The organism is Pseudonocardia halophobica (assembly GCF_027922425.1).
Lineage (GTDB): Bacteria > Actinomycetota > Actinomycetes > Mycobacteriales > Pseudonocardiaceae > Pseudonocardia > Pseudonocardia halophobica.
Map to the genome: position 1 here is coordinate 53,846 of NZ_BSFQ01000026.1, position 17,994 is coordinate 71,839.

General features: G+C 75.7%; 20 protein-coding genes and 1 tRNA gene. All 21 read right to left on the reverse strand.

All coding sequences use genetic code 11. The annotated features are described in order from the left end of the window. Window positions 1-35: 35 nt before the first annotated feature. Window positions 36-109, reverse strand: a tRNA-Pro gene (locus PKE99_RS25215). 255 nt (window positions 110-364) lie between these two features. Beyond that, window positions 365-1,516, reverse strand: coding sequence for a sensor histidine kinase (locus PKE99_RS25220; RefSeq protein WP_051736463.1), 1,152 nt, complete (start codon window positions 1,514-1,516; stop codon window positions 365-367). A 60-nt stretch (window positions 1,517-1,576) separates the two neighbouring features. Further along, window positions 1,577-2,242 carry a response regulator gene (locus PKE99_RS25225; protein ID WP_051736462.1) on the reverse strand — a complete coding sequence of 222 codons (666 nt, stop codon included), beginning with the start codon at window positions 2,240-2,242 and terminating at the stop codon, window positions 1,577-1,579. 57 nt (window positions 2,243-2,299) lie between these two features. Beyond that, complete coding sequence (gene der, locus PKE99_RS25230; RefSeq protein WP_197040373.1) at window positions 2,300-3,754, reverse strand: ribosome biogenesis GTPase Der; 1,455 nt, start codon at window positions 3,752-3,754, stop codon at window positions 2,300-2,302. Then, a complete protein-coding gene (locus PKE99_RS25235) occupies window positions 3,754-4,431 on the reverse strand; it encodes a lysophospholipid acyltransferase family protein (RefSeq protein WP_037038529.1) in 678 nt (225 codons plus the stop codon). Before PKE99_RS25235 ends, der begins: the two co-directional genes overlap by 1 nt. After that, window positions 4,428-5,102 carry a (d)CMP kinase gene (gene cmk / locus PKE99_RS25240; RefSeq protein ID WP_037039110.1) on the reverse strand — a complete coding sequence of 225 codons (675 nt, stop codon included), beginning with the start codon at window positions 5,100-5,102 and terminating at the stop codon, window positions 4,428-4,430. The genes PKE99_RS25235 and cmk overlap by 4 nt, the downstream gene beginning before the upstream one ends. Before the next feature lie 199 nt (window positions 5,103-5,301). Beyond that, window positions 5,302-5,664, reverse strand: a complete 363-nt coding sequence (gene aroH / locus PKE99_RS25245) for a chorismate mutase (protein ID WP_037038527.1) — start codon at window positions 5,662-5,664, stop codon at window positions 5,302-5,304. A gap of 10 nt (window positions 5,665-5,674) precedes the next feature. Then, a complete protein-coding gene (locus PKE99_RS25250; RefSeq protein WP_051736461.1) occupies window positions 5,675-6,454 on the reverse strand; it encodes a pseudouridine synthase in 780 nt (259 codons plus the stop codon). A gap of 41 nt (window positions 6,455-6,495) precedes the next feature. Continuing rightward, entirely contained in the window at window positions 6,496-7,167 is a 672-nt protein-coding gene (gene scpB, locus PKE99_RS25255; protein ID WP_306470755.1) for an SMC-Scp complex subunit ScpB, read from the reverse strand. Then, window positions 7,142-7,969: a segregation and condensation protein A gene (locus PKE99_RS25260; RefSeq protein WP_037038524.1), complete on the reverse strand. Its 828-nt coding sequence runs from the start codon at window positions 7,967-7,969 to the stop codon at window positions 7,142-7,144. Before PKE99_RS25260 ends, scpB begins: the two co-directional genes overlap by 26 nt. Next, window positions 7,966-8,865: a ParA family protein gene (locus PKE99_RS25265; RefSeq protein WP_231497978.1), complete on the reverse strand. Its 900-nt coding sequence runs from the start codon at window positions 8,863-8,865 to the stop codon at window positions 7,966-7,968. The genes PKE99_RS25260 and PKE99_RS25265 overlap by 4 nt, the downstream gene beginning before the upstream one ends. 228 nt (window positions 8,866-9,093) lie before the next feature. Beyond that, complete coding sequence (locus PKE99_RS25270) at window positions 9,094-9,819, reverse strand: thioesterase II family protein (RefSeq protein WP_037038521.1); 726 nt, start codon at window positions 9,817-9,819, stop codon at window positions 9,094-9,096. Beyond that, window positions 9,816-10,964 carry a condensation domain-containing protein gene (locus PKE99_RS25275; RefSeq protein ID WP_037038520.1) on the reverse strand — a complete coding sequence of 383 codons (1,149 nt, stop codon included), beginning with the start codon at window positions 10,962-10,964 and terminating at the stop codon, window positions 9,816-9,818. The genes PKE99_RS25270 and PKE99_RS25275 overlap by 4 nt, the downstream gene beginning before the upstream one ends. Before the next feature lie 52 nt (window positions 10,965-11,016). Then, window positions 11,017-11,937 (reverse strand): siderophore-interacting protein, encoded by a 921-nt coding sequence (locus PKE99_RS25280; RefSeq protein WP_037038517.1) that lies wholly within the window; start codon window positions 11,935-11,937, stop codon window positions 11,017-11,019. Then, window positions 11,934-12,149, reverse strand: coding sequence for an MbtH family protein (locus PKE99_RS25285; RefSeq protein WP_037038516.1), 216 nt, complete (start codon window positions 12,147-12,149; stop codon window positions 11,934-11,936). The genes PKE99_RS25280 and PKE99_RS25285 overlap by 4 nt, the downstream gene beginning before the upstream one ends. Further along, a complete protein-coding gene (locus PKE99_RS25290) occupies window positions 12,146-12,391 on the reverse strand; it encodes a phosphopantetheine-binding protein (protein ID WP_037038514.1) in 246 nt (81 codons plus the stop codon). Before PKE99_RS25290 ends, PKE99_RS25285 begins: the two co-directional genes overlap by 4 nt. Next, entirely contained in the window at window positions 12,388-13,053 is a 666-nt protein-coding gene (locus PKE99_RS25295) for an isochorismatase family protein (RefSeq protein ID WP_037039103.1), read from the reverse strand. Before PKE99_RS25295 ends, PKE99_RS25290 begins: the two co-directional genes overlap by 4 nt. A 5-nt stretch (window positions 13,054-13,058) precedes the next feature. Beyond that, window positions 13,059-14,684 carry a (2,3-dihydroxybenzoyl)adenylate synthase gene (locus tag PKE99_RS25300; RefSeq protein ID WP_037038513.1) on the reverse strand — a complete coding sequence of 542 codons (1,626 nt, stop codon included), beginning with the start codon at window positions 14,682-14,684 and terminating at the stop codon, window positions 13,059-13,061. Then, window positions 14,684-15,904, reverse strand: coding sequence for an isochorismate synthase (locus tag PKE99_RS25305; RefSeq protein ID WP_037038511.1), 1,221 nt, complete (start codon window positions 15,902-15,904; stop codon window positions 14,684-14,686). Before PKE99_RS25305 ends, PKE99_RS25300 begins: the two co-directional genes overlap by 1 nt. A gap of 57 nt (window positions 15,905-15,961) precedes the next feature. Continuing rightward, window positions 15,962-16,726, reverse strand: coding sequence for a 2,3-dihydro-2,3-dihydroxybenzoate dehydrogenase (locus PKE99_RS25310; RefSeq protein WP_037038510.1), 765 nt, complete (start codon window positions 16,724-16,726; stop codon window positions 15,962-15,964). Then, the gene (gene entS, locus PKE99_RS25315; protein ID WP_051736460.1) at window positions 16,723-17,994 is read right to left on the reverse strand and encodes an enterobactin transporter EntS; all 1,272 of its coding nucleotides are present in this window, start codon (window positions 17,992-17,994) and stop codon (window positions 16,723-16,725) included. The genes PKE99_RS25310 and entS overlap by 4 nt, the downstream gene beginning before the upstream one ends.

Here is a 17,994-nt window from a genome sequence, read left to right on the forward strand (position 1 = left end):
GTCCCCGTCGAGTGGACACCGGCCTCCGCCGACCGTCGGGACGACAGGATTTGAACCTGCGACCCCTTGACCCCCAGTCAAGTGCGCTACCAAGCTGCGCCACGTCCCGGCCGCCCCCGTGAGGGCTCGATCAGCCTACCGCACCACCGATCGTCTCCCTGCACCGGCCCGGACCTCGCTCCCCCCAACTCGTCCGCGAACGAACCCGCCGGAGGCCACACGGTGGGGCACCACCGTGACGGTCCCCGTCAGTCTCGTTCGGACGGCCCGGCGGCACCACCGCCGTCCGTCGCCCCGTGAAGGCGACTTTCGTAGGTACCCGTCGGTAACCAGGGCTCGACCAGGCGTGATCGGGTGTGCCCGCTCAAAGGATGGGGATCGGCCCCGTGTCCGTGTCCCGGCCGGTCGGCGAGCGGTCCGGCAGCTCGACCCGGCGCTCCCCCGCCGGCGGCGTCTCGGGCGCGAGCGGCAGCACCGCGCACACCCGGAAGCCGCCCGCATCGGGCCCGCTCGCGAGCTCCCCGCCGACGGCGCCGACCCGCTCGGCGAGCCCCGCGAGCCCTGCCCCGCCGGTGCCGAAGGTGCCCCGCGCCGGACGCCCGGCGGGCCCGTTGACGACCTCGACGCGGATCCGGTCCGTGACCCGCCAGTCCACCTCGACCCGCACGGTGGAGCCGGGGCTGTGCCGGGCGGCGTTGGTGAGCGCCTCCTGGACCACGCGGTAGACGACCTGGTCGGGCGCCACCGGCAGGGTCCGGGCGGTGCCGAGGGCGACGAGCTCCACGTCGAGCCCGGTCTCGCGGGCCCGGTCGACGAGGCCGCCGAGCCCGGCCGCGCCGGCCGGGGCCGGCCCGACGAGCCCGAGCGCGCTGCGCATCTCCGCCAGCGCCTCCTTGGCGTGCGTCCGCAGCAGCTCCGCGGCCTCGCGGGTCCGCTGCTCCTCGGTCGAGGCGGACAACGCGGCCGCCCCGACCGCGATGAGCGTGGCGTGGTGGCCGACCGCGTCGTGCACCTCGCGGCCGATCCGGGCCCGTTCCTCGGCGCGGGCGGCGCTCTCCCGGGCGGCGACGGTGGCCTCGCGGGCGTCCTCCAGCTCGCGCAGGCTCGCCGTCAGCCGCTCCCGGGTGGCCGTGAGCAGGCCGAACCCGAGCGGGCTACCGGCGGAGAGCACGGCGAAGACCACGGTGAGGATCACCGACTGCCAGCTGAGGACCTCGCGCTGCAGCACCGGCACCACCGCGGCGAGGACGACCACGACCAGCCAGGGCAATGTGGCGCCGAGCCGGGTCCGGCGGCCGAGCGCGAACAGCGCGACGATCTGCGCGGGCCAGCCCAGCCCGCCGCAGATCGCCCACAGCGACCCGACGACGGCGAGCCACGGCCGCACGTGCCGCAGCGGCAGCAGTGCGCAGCCGACCAGGCCCGCGGTGACCGACCAGGCATACGGGCCGGGCGCGGCGAGCAGCACGAACACCGCCGGCACGCCGACCGCGACGACCTCGATCCCAACCCGCAAGGCCGGTCCACCCCGCCGCAGTACCCCCCGCACCACCCGCCGTCCGCCCCCCTGCGGCATTCACGCCCCCCAGCTCTGCGCGAGCAGCGCAGCCTGCACCCGGTTCTCCGCGCCCAGCTTCACCAGCAGCGCCGACACGTACTTCTTCACCGTCGCCTCGGCCAGCCCCAGCCGGCACCCGATGGTTGCGTTGGACTCGCCGTCGGCCAGCAGCCGCAGCACCTGCGTCTCGCGCAGGGTCAGGTCGGCCGGGCGCGGCGGCCGCGGCGCCGGCTCAGGGACGAGCCGCGGCAGCAGCCGGGCGGTGATCCGCGGGTCCAGCACCGCGCCCCCGGCCGCGAGGTCGAGCACGGCACGGATCAGCGCCTCGGGCTCGGCGTCCTTGAGCAGGAACCCCTGCACCCCGATCCGCAGCGCCTCGGTGACGTACTCGTCGAGGTCGAAGGTCGTCAGCACGGCCGCCGGCACGGCGTCGGGCCGCGCGCAGAGCACCCGCAGCGCGTCGAGCCCCGAGCGGCCGGGCATCTGCACGTCGGCCAGCACGACGTCCGGCCGGTGCTCGTCGACGGCGGCGATCAGCCCGTCGCCGTCGGCCGCCTCCCCCACCACTGCCACGGTCCCCCGTGCCTCCAGCACGGTGCGCAGACCCGCCCGGAGCAGCGACTCGTCGTCCGCCAGGACGACGCGCACGGGCCCGGAGGGACCGCTGGGGGAGTCAACGGTCATGCGGGGAGGGTAGTCGGTCGGGGATCGTCCGAGGGAGGACTCACCCTGCCGGGCCGGTCAGCGCCGCTTGCCCTTGCGCTCCCGCTTCTCCCGCACGCGGACCGACAGTCGGATCGGCGAGCCCTCGAACCCGAACTCCTCGCGCAGCCGCCGCTCCAGGAACCGGCGGTACCCCGCCTCGAGGAAACCGCTGGTGAACAGCACGAACGTCGGCGGCCGGGTGCCGGCCTGGGTGGCGAAGAGGACCTTGGGCTGCTTGCCGCCGCGCACCGGCGGCGGGGTCGCGGCGATCACCTCGGACAGCCAGCTGTTCAGCCGGCCGGTGGGGATCCGCTGGTCCCACGAGGCCAGGGCGGTCCGCATCGCGGGCGCGATCCTGGACATCGCCCGGCCGGTCAGCGCGGAGATGTTGATGCGTTCCGCCCAGCGGACCCGGACGAGGTCGCGCTCGAGCTCGCGCTTCATCGCGAGCCGGCGGTCCTCGTCGACGAGGTCCCACTTGTTGAACACGATCACCAGCGCCCGGCCGGCCTCCTCGACCATGGTCAGCACGCGCTGGTCCTGCTCGGAGATCGGCTCGCTCGCGTCGAGCAGCACGAGGGCGACCTCGGCCGCCTCGATCGCGGCCTGGGTGCGCAGCGAGGCGTAGTACTCCATGCCCGACGCCGTCTTGACCCGCTTGCGCAGGCCGGCGGTGTCGACGAACCGGAAGATCTCGCCGTCGAGCTCCACGAGCGAGTCGACCGGGTCGACGGTGGTGCCGGCGACGTCGTGCACGACCGAGCGCACCTCGCCGGAGACCCGGTTGAGCAGCGAGGACTTGCCGACGTTGGGCCGCCCGACCAGGGCGACGCGACGCGGCCCGCCGGAGGTCGCCCCGAAGGTCTCCCGCGGGGTCTCGGGCAGGGCCTCGAGGACCGCGTCGAGCAGGTCGCCGGAGCCGCGGCCGTGAAGGCCCGACACCGGGTACGGCTCGCCGAGCCCCAGCCGCCAGAGCGCCGCGGTGTCCGCGACGGCGCGCTCGTCGTCGACCTTCGTCGCGGCGAGCAGGACCGGCCGGTCGGAGCGGCGCAGCACGCGGGCGGCGGCCTCCTCGACCTCGGTGGCGCCCACCCGCGAGTCGACGACGAGCAGGATCGCGTCGGCCGTGCGCATGGCCAGCTCGGCCTGCGCGGCGACCTCCTTCTGCAGGCCGACGGCGTCGGGCTCCCAGCCGCCGGTGTCGACGACGGTGAACCGCCGCCCGTTCCACAGGGCGTCGTAGGAGACCCGGTCGCGGGTGACGCCCGGGATGTCCTGCACGACCGCCTCGCGGCGGCCCAGGAAGCGGTTGACCAGCGTGGACTTGCCCACGTTGGGACGCCCGACGACGGCGAGGACCGGCGTCGGGCCCTGCTCGGCGGCGCCCTCGCCGCCGTCGCCGAACCCGTCGTCGACGGCCGCGAAGTCGTCCGGGTCGAGGCCCAGCTCCGCCATGGCGGCGCGGTCGCCGCCGGTGATCGTGTCGTCCATCAGGCACTACTCCGAATGTTCGTGGCTCGTATCGCGTCGAGGTCCGCGACCAGCGCGGCGAGGGCGCCGCGGACGGTCTCGGTGGCCGCGGCGAGCTCCGCGCGGCCCCTCCCGGTGGGGGCCGGCAGGGGCTCGCCCACCAGCACGTCCACCCGCGGGCGCCACCGCCGCCCGCTCCCCTCCGGCCGGCGGGTCCCCCGGCAGACGACCGGGAGGACCTGCGCGCCGGAGGTGCGGGCCAGCCAGGCCGCGCCCTGCTGGGCCGCCGCGACGTCGCCGCTGCCGCGCGTGCCCTCGGGGAACACCCCCACGAGCCCGCCCCCGCGCAGCACGCCGAGCGCCGCGGTGAGGGGCGCCCGGTCGGGCTCGCCGCGCCGCACGGCCAGCTGCCCGATCCCGCGCAGCCCCCTACCCAGGATGCCGGTGAACATCTCCTGCTTGACCAGGAACACCGAACGACGCCCGAGTAGTCCGAAGATCAGCGGTCCGTCGACCAGCGAACTGTGATTCGCGACGAGCACCACGGGGCCGGTCGCCGGGATCCGCTCGCGGTGGTGGACGTGGACCCGGAGCACGGGGCGGAAGCACCACGTCCCGACCCAGCGCGCCAGGTCGTGCAGCCTCGGGTCGGCGCCGGCGGGGAGGTCGGCCGCGCCGTCGACCGGGGTGGTGCTCATGTGACGAGCCCACGCTCCCGGACCAGCCGCAGGAGCTCCACCAGCACGGCGTCGACGGACAGCTCGTCCGTGTCGACGACGAGCGCGTCGGCCGCCGCGTGCAGCGGCGAGGTCTTGCGGGTCGAGTCCAGCCGGTCCCGGCGCTGGACGTCGGCGAGGGTGCTCGCGGGGTCGCTCACGCGCCCGGCCTTGGCGTCCTGGCGGCCCCGGCGCGCGGCGCGGACCTCCTCGGACGCGGTCAGGTAGACCTTCAGCTTCGCCTCGGGCGCGACCACGCTGCCGATGTCGCGGCCCTCGACCACGATCCCGCGTCCGCGGGCGAGGGCGCGGTCGATGTGCTCCCGCTGCCGGGCGACGAGCGCGGTCCGCACCTCCGGCACCGCGGAGACCGCCGACACCGCCTTGGTCACCGGCTCGTCCCGGATCTCGGCCTCGACGTCCTCGCCCGCCAGGAGGATCCGCGGCGCGGCCGGGTCGGTCACCGACTCCAGCTCCGCCCCGACCGCGACGGCGGCGATCCGCTCGGGGTCGCTGTCCGCGGTGAGCCCGGCCCGCAGGCAGGCCAGCGTGGCGGCCCGGTACATCGCGCCGGTGTCGAGGTAGGCGGCGTGCAGCGTGCGGGCCAGCCGCCGCGAGACGGTCGACTTGCCGGTGCCCGAGGGCCCGTCCATCGCGACGACGTCGTTCAGGACGCCGTCCCCGCTCGGATCCGTCGGCCCCGTCGACCCGGTCGACGCCGTGGACGCTGTCGGCCCGGTCATGCCTCACCCCTCGTGCAGATGCTCGGAGACCCTCCACCGGTACCTGACGACCGGGCGCGGGCCACCGACCATTGTGCCTGGCGAGGCGCACGGCGCCCTCGGGGGGCGGTCAGGAGGGCAGGTCGCGGCGCAGGGCCGCGGCCCCGCGCAGGTACACGTGCCGCAGGTCGGCGCGGGCGAGGTCGGTCTCGACGTGCGCGAGCAGCCGCAGCACCCGCGGCATCGCCCCGGGCACCGCGATCTCGGTGGCGCACATCAGCGGGACGTCCGTGAGCCCGAGCAGCCGGGCCGCGTAGGCCGGGAACTCCGCCGTGAGGTCCGGCGTCGCGGTGAACAGGATCGAGATCACGTCGTCGCTGGTCAGCTCGTTGCGCTTGAGCACGGCGCCGACCAGCTCGGCCGAGCCCTCGAGGATCTCCTCGCGCGAGTCGCCGTCGACCTGGATCGCGCCGCGGATCGCCCGGACCGCCACCGCCCGCCCCCTACAGCCCGACGGCCTTGTAGAGCGAACCCACCTCGTTCTGGTTGAGGGGGCGGAGCTTGCCGGGCCGCTGGTCGCCGAGGCGGACCTCGCCGATCGCGGTGCGGACCAGCCGCTGCACCGGGTGCCCGACCTCGTCGAGCAGCCGGCGGACGACGTGCTTGCGGCCCTCGTGGATCACCAGCTCGACCATCGACCGGCCGGGCAGGGAGTCGACCAGCCGGAACGAGTGCACCCGCACCGGGCCGTCCTCGAGCTCGATGCCCTCGCGGAGCCGCTTGCCGACGTCCCGCGCGACCTGGCCCATCACCTCGGCGACGTAGGTCTTCTCCACCTCGAACGACGGGTGCATGAGCCGGTGGCCCAGCTCGCCGTCGTTGGTCAGCAGGAGCAGGCCCTCGGTGTCCTGGTCCAGCCGCCCGACGTGGAACAGCCGCCCGGCCTGGTTGAGCAGCTCGGTCCGCTGCATGACCAGGTCGCCGACGCAGGGCCGGCCCCGGTCGTCCGACATCGTGGAGAGCATCCCGGCGGGCTTGTTCAGCGCCAGGTACACCTGGTCGTCCCGGAGCTGGATGCGCGAGCCGTCGACGTGCACCACGGCGGTGTCCGGGTCGATGCGGCGGCCCATCTCGCGCACGATCTCGCCGTCGACCGAGACGCGGCCGGCGGCGATCAGCTCCTCGGCCGCGCGGCGCGAGGCCACGCCGGCCTGGGCCAGCACCTTCTGCAGCCGCACCCCCTCGGCCTGCGCGGAGGAGTCGGGGCGGGTGGGGCGGCTCATGCGGGGGTCCTTCTCGGGGTCCTGCTCACGGGGTCCTTCTCTTACAGCTCGTCGATCGCGTCGATGTCCGGCAGCAGCGGGGCCAGCGGCGGCAGGTCCTCCAGCGAGGACAGCCCCAGCCGCTCCAGGAAGAGCTCGGTGGTGCGGAACAGCGTCCCCTGGGTGGGCCCGTCCACACCGGCCTCCTCCACCAGACCGCGCGTGAGCAGCGTACGCAGCACGCCGTCGCAGTTCACACCCCGCACCGCCGCGACCCGCGCACGGGTGACGGGTTGCCGGTACGCGACCACCGCCAGCGTCTCCAGGGCGGCCCGGGTGAGCTTGGCGCGCTGCCCGTCGAGCAGGAACCGCTCGACGTACGGGGCGTAGAGGTCGCGGGTGTAGAACCGCCAGCCCTCACCCACCCGGCGCAGGTCGATGCCGCTGCCCTGCTCGCGGTAGCTCTCGGCGAGCCGGCGCACCGCCCGCTCCACCCGGCCGACGGGCTGGTCGAGCGCGGCGGCGAGGGCCTGCTCGTCCGTCGGGGAGTCCACGACCAGCAGCAACGCCTCCAGCGCGGCGGTCAGCTCGTCCTCGCGGGCCAGGCCGGGGAGGCCCTCGACCTCCAGCTCACCCGCCGTGTCGTCGGCGGTGTCGTCGGCGGTGTCGTCGGCGGTGTGGTCGGCGGTGTCGGCGGCGGCGTCCGGGTCAGGTTCCGGGTTCGGCAGGCTCACTGATCGGCTCACTCGGGGTGGACTGGGCGGGGGTCCAGCGTACGGTCAGCTCCCCGAACGGCTCAGGCTGCTCCACCTCGATCGCCCGCTCCCGGTACAGCTCCAGGACGGCCATGAACCGGGCGACGATCTCGATCGGGGACGTGCAGTCCGCCGTCAGGGCCGCGAAGGTCGCCTCCCCCAGCTCGGCGAGCCGTTCGCGCAGGATCGCCATGTGCGCCGGGACCGAGACGTCGTGCTGGTGGATGTGGTCGGTGCCGACGACCGGCGGCGGCTTGGGCCGGAACACGCTCGCGGCGAGCTCGGCGAAGGCCCCGGCGTCCATCCCGAGCAGGACCTCGGGCAGCAGGCCCTCGAACCGCGGCTCGAGCGCCACCGACCGCGGGAACCGGCGCAGCGCGGTCTTCTCCAGCTCGGCGAACAGGCCCGCGACCTGCTTGTACGCCTTGTACTGCAGCAGCCGGGCGAAGAGCAGGTCCCGCGCCTCGAGCAGCGCGAGGTCCTCCTCGTCCTCGACCTCGGCGGCCGGGAGCAGCCGGGCCGCCTTCAGGTCCAGCAGCGTGGCCGCGACGACGAGGAACTCGGTGGTCTCGTCGAGGTCCGCGTCGTCCCCCAACGCGGCGAGGTGGGCGATGAAGTCGTCCGTGACCTTGTGCAGGGCCATCTCGGTGACGTCGAGCTCGTGCTTGCCGATGAGCTGCAGCAGCAGGTCGAACGGGCCCTCGAAGTTGACCAGGCGCACCGTGAAGCGCGGCCTGACCTCCGGGGTCCCGGCGGTGGGTCGGTCGTCGGCCAGGGTCACCGGGCGATGACCTCGCGGGCCAGCATGCGGTAGGCCTCCGCGCCGCTGGAGCTGGGCGCCCACGTCGTGATCGGCTCGCCCGCGACCGTGGTCTCGGGGAAGCGGATGGTGCGGTTGATGACCGCGTCGAACACCAGGTCGCCGAAGGCCTCGATCACCCGCTGGTGGACCTCGCGGGTGTGCACCGTGCGCGAGTCGAACATCGTGGCCAGGATGCCGATGAGGTCGAGGTCGGGGTTGAGCCGGTCCTTCACCTTGTCGATCGTGTCCATCAGCAGCGCGACGCCGCGGAGGCTGAAGAACTCGCAGGCCAGCGGGATGAGCACGCTGTCGGCGCAGGCCAGGGCATTGATCGTGAGCAGGCCGAGGCTGGGCTGGCAGTCGATGAGCACGACGTCGTAGCGGTCCAGCACGCCTTTGAGCGCCCGGCCGAGTGCCTGCTCGCGGCCGACCTCGGTGACCAGCTGGACCTCGGCCGCCGACAGGTCGATGTTGCTGGGCAGCAGGTCCATGCCCGCGACGGAGGTCTTGAGGATGACGTCGTCCGGCTCGACGCCGCGGTCCATCAGCAGGTTGTAGATGGTCGCGTCGAGCTGGTGGGGCTGCACGCCGAGCCCCACCGAGAGCGCGCCCTGGGGGTCGAAGTCGACCAGCAGCACCCGGCGCCCGTACTCGGCGAGCGCGGCGCCCAGGTTGATCGTCGACGTCGTCTTGCCGACGCCGCCCTTCTGGTTGGCCACCGCGATCACGCGGGCGGGCCCGTGTTCGGTGAGCGGGGCCGGCTGCGGCGCGCCCACGCGGTGCCGCCCGCCCGGCCTGGGGGCGTCCTCCAGGCCCGGCTCGACGGTCGGGTCGTAGTCGGGCCCCGCACCGTCCCCGTCGGGTGCTGTGTCCATGCGGGCTCCGGTCTCCTCGTGTCGAAATCCGGTGTCGATCCCTCGGGTGTCGATTCCTGCCGTCTCCCGTGCCGGGTCTACCTCGGGCGCAGACTAGGAACCACTTCCGGGCACGGCAACGCGCCACGCCCGGGCGGGTCGAACTTCCGGTCGAACTCACGGCACGCTAGCCCACAAGGAGCAGCGTCCCTCCGGGTGGGTCGGGAACCGGTGGCGACGGGCCCGTGATCAGGGCCGGAGGATCTCGGCGAGCACCTCGTCCCGCTGCTCGTGCAGGTAGAAATGCCCGCCCGCGAGGACCCGGTGGGTGAACCCGGCCGGCGCGACCTCGGCCCAGCGCAGTGCGTCGGCCTTCGCGACGGCGGGGTCGTCGGCGCCGAGCAGCAGGTGGACCGGGCAGCGCAGCGGCGGGCCGGGCGGGTGGGCGTACCCGTCGGCCGCCCTCAGGTCGGCACGGAAGGCCGGCAGGACGAGGGCGCGCAGCTCCGGGTGGGCGAGGACGGCGGCGTCCGTGCCGCCCAGCCGACACAGCTCCGCGGCGAGCTCCTCGTCGGTCCCGCCGCGGAAGACGGCCGCGGGCGGGACCGTCGGGGCGATCCGGGCGGAGACGACGAGCCGCTCCGGCGGCCGCGGCAGCCGCCGGGCGACCTCGTAGGCCAGCGTGCCCCCGAGGCTGTGCCCGAACAGCACGAGGGGACGCGCGTCCGCGGCGAGCAGTGCCACGAGGGCCGTGGCCATGGCGAGGGCGTCCGTCCACGGCTCCTCGCGGATCCGGTCCTCGCGGCCGGGGTACTGCACGGTCACCAGCTCCACCCCGGCCGGGACGGCCCCGGCCCAGCCGCGGAAGGTGCTCGCCGCGCCCCCGGCGTGCGGCAGGCAGACCAGCCGCAGGTCCGCGTCGGGGCGGGGGCGCGGGGTGCGGAGCCAGCCGCGCTGCCGGGTGGGCGCGCTCACGTCAGCACGGCGGCCGGCTCGTGCAGCAGCTGCCCGAGCGTGCCGGCCAGCCGCCGGACGCGCGACGCGGCGCCGGCGGCATCGCCCGACGCGGCGTCGACGGCGAGCCGGACCGCCACGCCGTCGGGGCCCTCGACCAGCGTGACCACGCGGTCGTACCCGGCCGGACCGGCCGGGGCGGGCTCCCGGTCGACGACCAGGCCGTCGAGCGCCGGGAGCTCGCCGCCGGGCTCGTGGCGGACGAGGGTGCGGGCGGGCCCCGGGTGCGCGGCGCGGTGGCCGGTCAGGGACGCGAGGACCCGGCCGAGGACCTCGGTACCGGTGCCGCCCGCCCGGCAGGCGACCCGCGCGACCCTGGCGAACGGGCCCACCGCGCCCTCGAACCCGCCGTCGCGGCGGGGGTCCTCGGCGTCGAGCGGGGCGCCGTCCTCCGCCACGACGGTCGCGGCGAGCACGGCCGCCAGCGGGGAGACGCCGTGGGAGGCGCGCAACGACGCCAGGGCCTCCGCAGCCCCGCCGGGCAGGGCGCGGTCGACCGTGATCCAGCGCCCACCGCGGTTCGCCAAGAGCCGCGGGCGGGGCTGCGCGGCGCCGTCCCGCCGGGCGAGCCACTCCGCGAACCCCGAGGTCGGGGGGAAGACCGGGGCGCCGCCGGCCCGCCGGGCGGAGTAGGCGCTCGCCAGGTCGGTGAGCAGCGGCCGGACCGAGCGGTCGTCGATCGCACCGCGGTGCACGGCGAGGACCAGCACGTGCTCCTCCGGCCCGACGCGCAGCAGCGTGGCCCGGGCGGGCCCGTCGGTCCCGAGCGCGGCCGGCCGGGCGAGCGCCTCCGCCACCGCCGCCTCGACGTCCGCGGGCCGGACGGGCCGGCGGCGGACCCGCGCGAGGGCCACCGCCTCCAGCACCCGCGGCCCGGGATCGGCCGGTCCCGGCGCGAGCGTGCGGAGGACCGTGTGCCGGTCCAGGACGTCCCGCCAGGCGGCGCTCAGCGCCTCCGGGTCGAGGACGCCGCGCAGCCGCAGCCGGACGACCAGGTCGTCGGCCGGGTCCGCCGGTTCCCGGGGGTGCCGCGCCGGAAGCGTCGGCGGATCCGCGGCCGGCGCGGCCCGTCGGTCCGCGTCCGTCGTCACCGTCTCCGTGCTCATCCGCTCCTCGTCTCGCTGCCTCGTCCGGCCCCGCCGTGGCGCACCGGGCGGGTCAGCCGTCGTGGTCGTCGTGGTCGTCGCCGTGGCCGTGCCCGTGGCCGTGCCCGTGGCCGTGCTCGTCCTCGTGGTCCTCGTCGAAGTCCGCGACGCCCCGCTTCCAGTAGCCGGTGACGTCGCTGTCCTCCGGGCCGAGCCCGAGGTCGTTCCTCACCCAGCGCCGCAACGGTTTCAGCGTCGTCGCCTCGCCCGCGAGCCACACGTAGAGCCGCTCGCCGTCCGGGACCGGGACCGCCCGCACCGCCCGCTCGAGCAGATCGGACCGCCCTGCGGGAACGTCGCCGCGGTGCAGCCACCGCACCTCGACGTCCTCGGGGGCGGCGAGCGGGATCTCCTCGGCCGCGTCGCGGACCTCGACGAACGCCCAGCCGGCCGCCGTGCGCGGCAGCTCCTCGAGCCACCGCGCGATCGCCGGGAGCGCCGTGATGTCGCCGGCGAGCAGGTAGCGGTCGTAGGCGTGCGGCACGATCAGCCCGCCGGGCGGACCGGCGACGTGGATCCGCTCCCCCGGCCGCACGGCCTCCGCCCAGTCCGAGCCCAGTCCGCCGGGGTGGAGCGCGATGTCGAGGTCGATCTCGCCGGCCTCGGCGTCGTAGCGGCGGACCGTGTACTCCCGGGAGACCGGGAAGGGCCGCGGCCAGTCGAGCATCACGCCGTCCTCCACCGGGAGGCGCAGCGTGCCGTCCTCGTCGGGGAAGATCAGCTTGACGTGCTCGTCGGGCGAGTGGCTCTCGAAACCGGCGTGCCCCTCGCCGCCGAGGGTCACGCGGACCAGCCCGGCGCCGATGCGCTGCGTCCCGCGGACCTCCATCTCCCGGATCCGGATCGGGTACGGCACCTTGGCCGCCACGGTGCCCGCCCGGACCTCGGCGAGCCGCTCGCGGTGGCGGGTGCGGTCGTCGGTGCGCCGGGTCACGTGGCTCCCATCGCGTCGCGCAGCGACCGCGGCCGCAGGTCTGTCCAGTGCTCCTCGACGTACGCGAGGCAGGCGTCGCGCCCGTCGGGCCCGAACACCGACCGCCACCCCGCGGGGATCTCGGCGAAGTCCGGCCAGAGCGAGTGCTGCTCCTCGTCGTTGGCGAGCACCCGGAAGGTGCCCTCGGCGTCGTCGAACGGGTTGGTGCTCACGGGTTCCCCCCGATCATCTTCTCGATCACCACAGTCCAGTGGCCCAGCTCGGGCTGCTCGGCCAGATCGGGGAACTCCAGGTCGGTGGCGCCGGCCTCGCGCCACTTCTCCACCAGCGACATCAGCCGCACCGAGTCGAGGCCGCGGTCGAGGAGGTCCTCGTCCGGGTCGATCTCGGCCGGGTCGCAGGCCAGCAGCTCGGCGACGTCGGCGCGGAGCCGGTCGGCGGTCAGGGGGTTCATCGGGCGGCTCCGGCGGGGACGGCGGCCAGCGCGGCGAGCACGTCGGCCGTGGTGGTCAGGGCCCCGCAGCGCTGCGCGACGTACTCGCAGGCCTGGTCGTGCCGCGCGCGGGAGAAGTCGGCGACGCCGTCGGCCACCAGGAAGGGGGCGACGTCGCGCATGAAGGCCTCCAGCGCCGTGGCCTGGCAGCCGATGTGCGCGTAGATGCCGGTGATCAGCAGCTGGTCGCGGCCGGCGGCGGCGAGCCGCTCGGCGAAGTCGCTGCGCTGGAAGGCGCTGTAGCGCCACTTGGTCAGGACGGTGTCGCCGGGCGCCGGCGCCAGCTCGTCGACGACCTCCTCGGCCCGCGGGTCGGCGTCGATCACGGCGCCGATGCCGTCGCCCCAGAACTCGGTGAGCAGGCCGCGGTCGGCGGCGGCCTGCCGGCCAGGCTGGGCGGTGTAGAAGACCGGGACGCCGCGCTCGCGGCAGGCCCCGATCAGCGCCCGGACGTTCGCCGTGACCTCCGGGACCGGGGCACCGGCATAGGGCGCCAGGAAGTAGCGCTGCATGTCGTGGACGAGCAGCGCGAACCGGTCGGGGTCGGGCCGCCAGTCGACGCGCCCGGCGGGCAGCTCGGCCGCGCCGGGCAGCGCGTAGGGCGGAATGCTGGGCAGGGACACGGTGCTCACCCCTTCAGGTCGGGTGCGAGCGCGGCCAGCTCCGACAGGGCCGCCCGCAGCTCGCGCTTGCTGGTCTTGCCGACCCCCGTGACCGGGAAGGCCGGGACGATCTCCACGAGGTCCGGCACCTTGAACGCCGCGATCCCGCGCTGCCGCACGAACTTCCGCAGCTCCGGCGCCGTCGGCGCGGCGCCCTCGGCGGCCACCACGTAGGCGCAGGTCCGCTCCCCGAGGTACTGGTCCGCCACGGCGACGACGGCCGCGTCGAGCACCCCGGGATGGGCCATCAGGTGGTCCTCGACCTCCTCGGCCGCGACCTTCTCCCCGCCCCGGTTGATCTGCTCCTTGGCCCGCCCGACGACCTCGATGTGCCCGGACGGTTTGCGGCGCACCAGGTCCCCGGTGCGGTAGAAGCCGTCCGCGGTGAAGGCGGTCGCGTTGTGCGCGCCGGCGCGGTAGTAGCCGCGGATCGTGTACGGGCCGCGGGTGAGCAGCGCCCCGGTCTCCCCCGGCGGCACGTCGCGGTCCTGCTCGTCGACCACCCGGATCTCGTCGTCGAGCGAGATCGGCCGGCCCTGGGTGCCGAGGACGAGCTCCTCCGGGTCGTCGAGCCGGGTGTAGTTGACCAGGCCCTCGGCCATGCCGAAGACCTGCTGCAGCGTGCAGCCCAGCGCCGGACCGATCCGGGCCGCGAGCTCGCGCCCGCACTTGGCCCCGCCGACGAGCAGGACCTCCAACGACGACAGGTCGCGCGTGGTCCGTGCCGCCGCCTGCACCCATGCCGCGGCCAGCGGCGGGACCACGCCGGTGATCGTCACGTGCTCGCGCTCGATCAGCCGGAACGCGGTGTCGGCGTCGGGCCGCGGGGACAGCACCGAGGCCGCGCCGGCGTGCAGCGCACCGAGCACTCCCGGGGAGCTGAGCGGGTAGTTGTGCGCCACCGGGAGCGCCGCCAGGTAGACGCTCTCCGGCCGCAGCCGGCAGATCCGGGCGCTCTCCCGCACGCTGTAGAGGTAGTCGTCGTGGGTGCGCGGGATGAGCTTCGGCAGGCCCGTACTGCCCCCGCTGAGCTGCAGGAACGCGACGCCCTCCGGGTCCGGGTCCGGCAGCTCGCGCGGGGCGGTCCCGGCCAGCTCGGCCCACTCCGGGGTGTCGAGCACCAGCACGTGCTCCACCGACGGGACGTCGTCGGCGACCGCCCGGGCGGTGGCGGCGTGGTCGTGCCGCTCGTGCACCCCGACCGTCACGATCGCGGCGGCCTCGGCCTGGCCGGCGAAGTGCCGCAGCTCGGACTCGCGGTGCGCGGGCAGGGCGAACACCGGCCACGCCCCGGCCCGCCACAGCCCGAAGATCACCGCGAGGAACTCCGGCACGTTCGGCAGCTGCACGACGACCCGGTCGCCGGCGCGGATCCCCCGCGCGACGAGCCCGGCGGCGATCCGGTGGGCGCGGTCGTCGAGCTCGGCGAAGGTCCACCTGGCCTCCTCGCCGATGACCGCGGTCCGCCCGGCGTGGGCGGCGGTGAGCGCGGTGAGCAGCGACCCGAAGGTCTGCCCGCGCCAGTACCCGGCCGCGCGGTAGTGCGCCGCGACCTCCGGGGGCCAGGGCGTGTGGTCGAGATCAGGGAGCATCACTCGTCCTCCATCCCGATGGCGCGCAACAGGGTCCGGAACTTGGCGCTGGTCTCGGCGAGCTCGGCCTCGGGCTGCGAGCCCTCGACGATCCCGGCGCCGGCGAAGAGCCGGACGGTGCGCTCGCTGACCTCGGCGCTGCGGATCGTGACGACCCACTCGCCGTCGCCGTCCGGGCCGGTCCAGCCGACGAGCCCGGTGAAGTAGCCGCGGTCGACCGGCTCGAGGTCGGCGATCACCGCGCGGGCCTCCGGCACCGGCACGCCGCAGACCGCCGGCGTGGGGTGCAGGGCCTCGGCGAGGGCGAGCGACGACACCGCGGGGCCGTCCGGGAGCCGGCCGGTGATCCGGCTGGACAGGTGCCACATGGTGGGCGTGCCGATGACCTCGGGCTCGGCCGGCACGTGCAGGTCGGTGCAGAACCGGCCCAGCACCTCGCCGACCTGCGCTGCGACCAGGGCGTGCTCGCGGCGGTCCTTGTCCGAGGCGCGCAGCGCGGCGACCCGGCGGCGGTTCTCGGCCTCGGCCTCGGCCGACGTCCCGGGCACGCGCGGCAGCGACCCGGCCAGCGGGTTGGCGACGACCTCGCTCCCCCGCCGTGACACCAGCAGCTCAGGGCTGGCCCCGACCAGCGTGCGGGTGGCGGGGTCGCCGGGCGCGGTGACGTCGACGGCGAAGGCGTGCGCGGTCGGGTTGGCCCGGGCCAGCCGGCGCAGCAGCGCGGGGACCGGCACCTCCTGCCCCGCGGTCAGCTCCAGGCAGCGGGCCAGGACGACCTTGCGCAGCCCGCCGTCGTCGATGAGGGCGAGGGCACGCCGGACGCCGGCCTCGTACTCCTCCGGCGCGGGCCGCTGGCGCACCGCCCAGCCCTGGAGCGACTCGGCCAGCCCGGGTTCCGCCGGCGGGGCCGCGCCGAGCGGGTCCGCCCGCCGCACCACGGCCGGCACGACCAGGCTCGACTCGGCGTCCGGGCCGAAGCCCAGGGCCCCGACGACGAGCGGGTCGCGCACGCCCGCCGCGCGGGCGGCCTCGAGGGCCTCGGCGACCGCGGTCGCGCGCGGCCCGGACCCCGTGGGGACCGTGGCGTGCACGCCGTCCGCCAGCAGGGCCCCGCGGGTCGAGGAGTAGAAGAACGAGCCCGGCAGGTAGGCGGCGAGGAGGTCGGACGCGCGGTGCCGGGGCGCCGGGCGCGGCGGCCGTTCCAGGGCCGGTGTGGTCACGGTGGTTCCTCTCGTGGGGGAGGCGAGGAGGACAGGGATCTCGACCCGAGGCGCTCGTCAGGTGCCGAGGGTGGCGCCCCCGTCGACGGTGAGGGACTGCATCGTCACGTGGCGGGAGGCGTCGCTCGCCAGGAAGAGGACGACGGCGGCGACGTCGGCGGGATCGGCGATGCGCTGCAACGGGATCCCGAGGCGGTACTCGGCGGGGGTGCCGGCGATCACCCGGTCCTTGGTGGACTCGTCGGCGGGGTCGGCCCACATGCCGCGCAGCATCGGGGTGTCCGTGGAGCCGGGACACACGACGTTGCAGCGCACGTGCGGGGCCAGCTCGAGGCCGAGCGCCCGGGTGAGCGCGACCGCGGCGGCCTTGGAGGCGGAGTAGGCGGCCATGCCCGTGCGCGGCGTGACCGCGGCGTTCGACGCGACCGTGACGATCGAGCCCGCGCGCCGGGCGAGCATCCGGCGGCCGACGGCCCGCCCGGCGTTCCACACGCCGGTGGTGTTCACGGCGAGGCTCTCGGCCAGCGCGGTGTCCGGCAGGTCGAGGACGCCGCCGGTCCGCAGCACGCCGGCGACGTTGGCCAGCGCGGCGATCGGGCCGACCTCGGCCTCGGCGCGGTCGACCGCGGCCTCGACGGCGGCCGGGTCGGTGACGTCGGCGACGAGCGCGAGCGCGGTGCCGCCGTCGGCGCGGATCTTCTCCGTGGTGACCTCGACACCCTCGTCGCGGTCGAGCAGCGCGACCGGGGTGCCGGCGCGGGCGAACGCGGCCGCGACCGCGGCCCCGATCCCCTGCGCCGCACCGGTGACGAACGCGGTCATGCGGACACCTCCGGATCGATCGGCCGGGGGTCGTCGGTGACCCGCCACAGCGAGCCGAGGACGCCGACCAGCAGCGCGGCGAGCACCACCCCGCCGAGGCCGTAGACGAACAGCGCGGTGTCCGGGGCGAACCAGCGGCCGAGCAGGCCCGCGAGAATCGAGCCCACGGACGTCCCGACGACGACCTGGGCCTGCCAGAGGCTGGAGATCCGGCCGCGCAGCTCGTCGGGTGTGTTCTGCTGCAGCACCGCGAAGCGCAGGATGTCGGTGAGCGCACGGCCGAGCCCGTGGCCGGCCAGCGCGAGGAAGGCGACAACAGCGCCCCCAGCGACCCCGAGGAGCGCGATCCCGGCGCTCATCACGGCGACGGACGCGAGCAGCGCGATCCCGCTGCGCCGCACCCGGCCGGTCCAGCCGCTGGTCAGCGAGCCGAGCACCGCGCCGACGGCGGGCGCGCCGTAGAGCAGGCCGAGCACCTCCGGCCCGGCGCCGAGGGTCTGGTCGACGTAGGCGGGCAGCAGCACGGTGGGCCCGCTGACCAGCATGCTCAGCAGCCCGACGACGAGCACCGCCCGCACGACCCGGTGCCCGGCGGCGTACCGCAGCCCGGTCACGAGGGCCCGCAGCGGCTGCTCGTGGGTCTCCCCGGGCGCCGGGGAGGGCCCGATGCCGCGGATGAGGCCGACCGTCAGCACGGTCGCCACGGCGGCCACGAAGTAGGTGGTGGCGATGCCGCCGGACGCGATGATCACGCCGGCGACCGCCGGGGACGCGATGGTCCCGAGGTCGGTGGTGAGCGCGGTGAGCGCGCCGGCCGCCGCGAGCTTGTCCCGCGGCACGATCGTGGGGATGACGGCCATCAGGGCGGTGCCGCTGACGCCGCCGGCGAACCCGTCGATCGCGGAGGCCACGTAGACCACCGCGAGCGACGGTTCCGGGAACAGGGCGTTCACCCCGAGGACGACGAAGGCGAGGCCGGCGGCGGACCGGGCCAGCTGGATGGTCCGCCGCCGCTCGAACCGGTCGACCAGCACGCCGCCGCCGATGCTGCCCACGAACAGACCGACGCCCATCGTGGTCGCGACGCCGGCGACGTGCAGCGAGGACCCGGTGAGCGCGTAGGTCTGCGCCGGGACCGCCACGACGAGCAGGCCGATCCCGAGCAGCGACACCAGCCGCGCGGCGAACGCGAACCGGAACGGCCGGCTCGTCCGCAGCGGCCCCGGATCGATCACCAGGGTGTCGATCACCAGCCCACCGAGTCTCAC

Coding starts and splice junctions, on each gene's coding strand:
- PKE99_RS25250 (WP_051736461.1), bottom strand. CDS start 6,454: ATGAGCCGCCCCACCCGCCCCGACTCCTCCGCGCAGGCCGAGGGGGTG.
- PKE99_RS25225 (WP_051736462.1), bottom strand. CDS start 2,242: ATGACCGTTGACTCCCCCAGCGGTCCCTCCGGGCCCGTGCGCGTCGTC.
- PKE99_RS25300 (WP_037038513.1), bottom strand. CDS start 14,684: ATGCTCCCTGATCTCGACCACACGCCCTGGCCCCCGGAGGTCGCGGCG.
- PKE99_RS25290 (WP_037038514.1), bottom strand. CDS start 12,391: ATGAACCCCCTGACCGCCGACCGGCTCCGCGCCGACGTCGCCGAGCTG.
- cmk (WP_037039110.1), bottom strand. CDS start 5,102: ATGGACGGGCCCTCGGGCACCGGCAAGTCGACCGTCTCGCGGCGGCTG.
- PKE99_RS25235 (WP_037038529.1), bottom strand. CDS start 4,431: ATGAGCACCACCCCGGTCGACGGCGCGGCCGACCTCCCCGCCGGCGCC.
- der (WP_197040373.1), bottom strand. CDS start 3,754: ATGGACGACACGATCACCGGCGGCGACCGCGCCGCCATGGCGGAGCTG.
- PKE99_RS25265 (WP_231497978.1), bottom strand. CDS start 8,865: ATGGACACAGCACCCGACGGGGACGGTGCGGGGCCCGACTACGACCCG.
- PKE99_RS25310 (WP_037038510.1), bottom strand. CDS start 16,726: ATGACCGCGTTCGTCACCGGTGCGGCGCAGGGGATCGGGGCCGCGGTC.
- PKE99_RS25275 (WP_037038520.1), bottom strand. CDS start 10,964: ATGAGCACGGAGACGGTGACGACGGACGCGGACCGACGGGCCGCGCCG.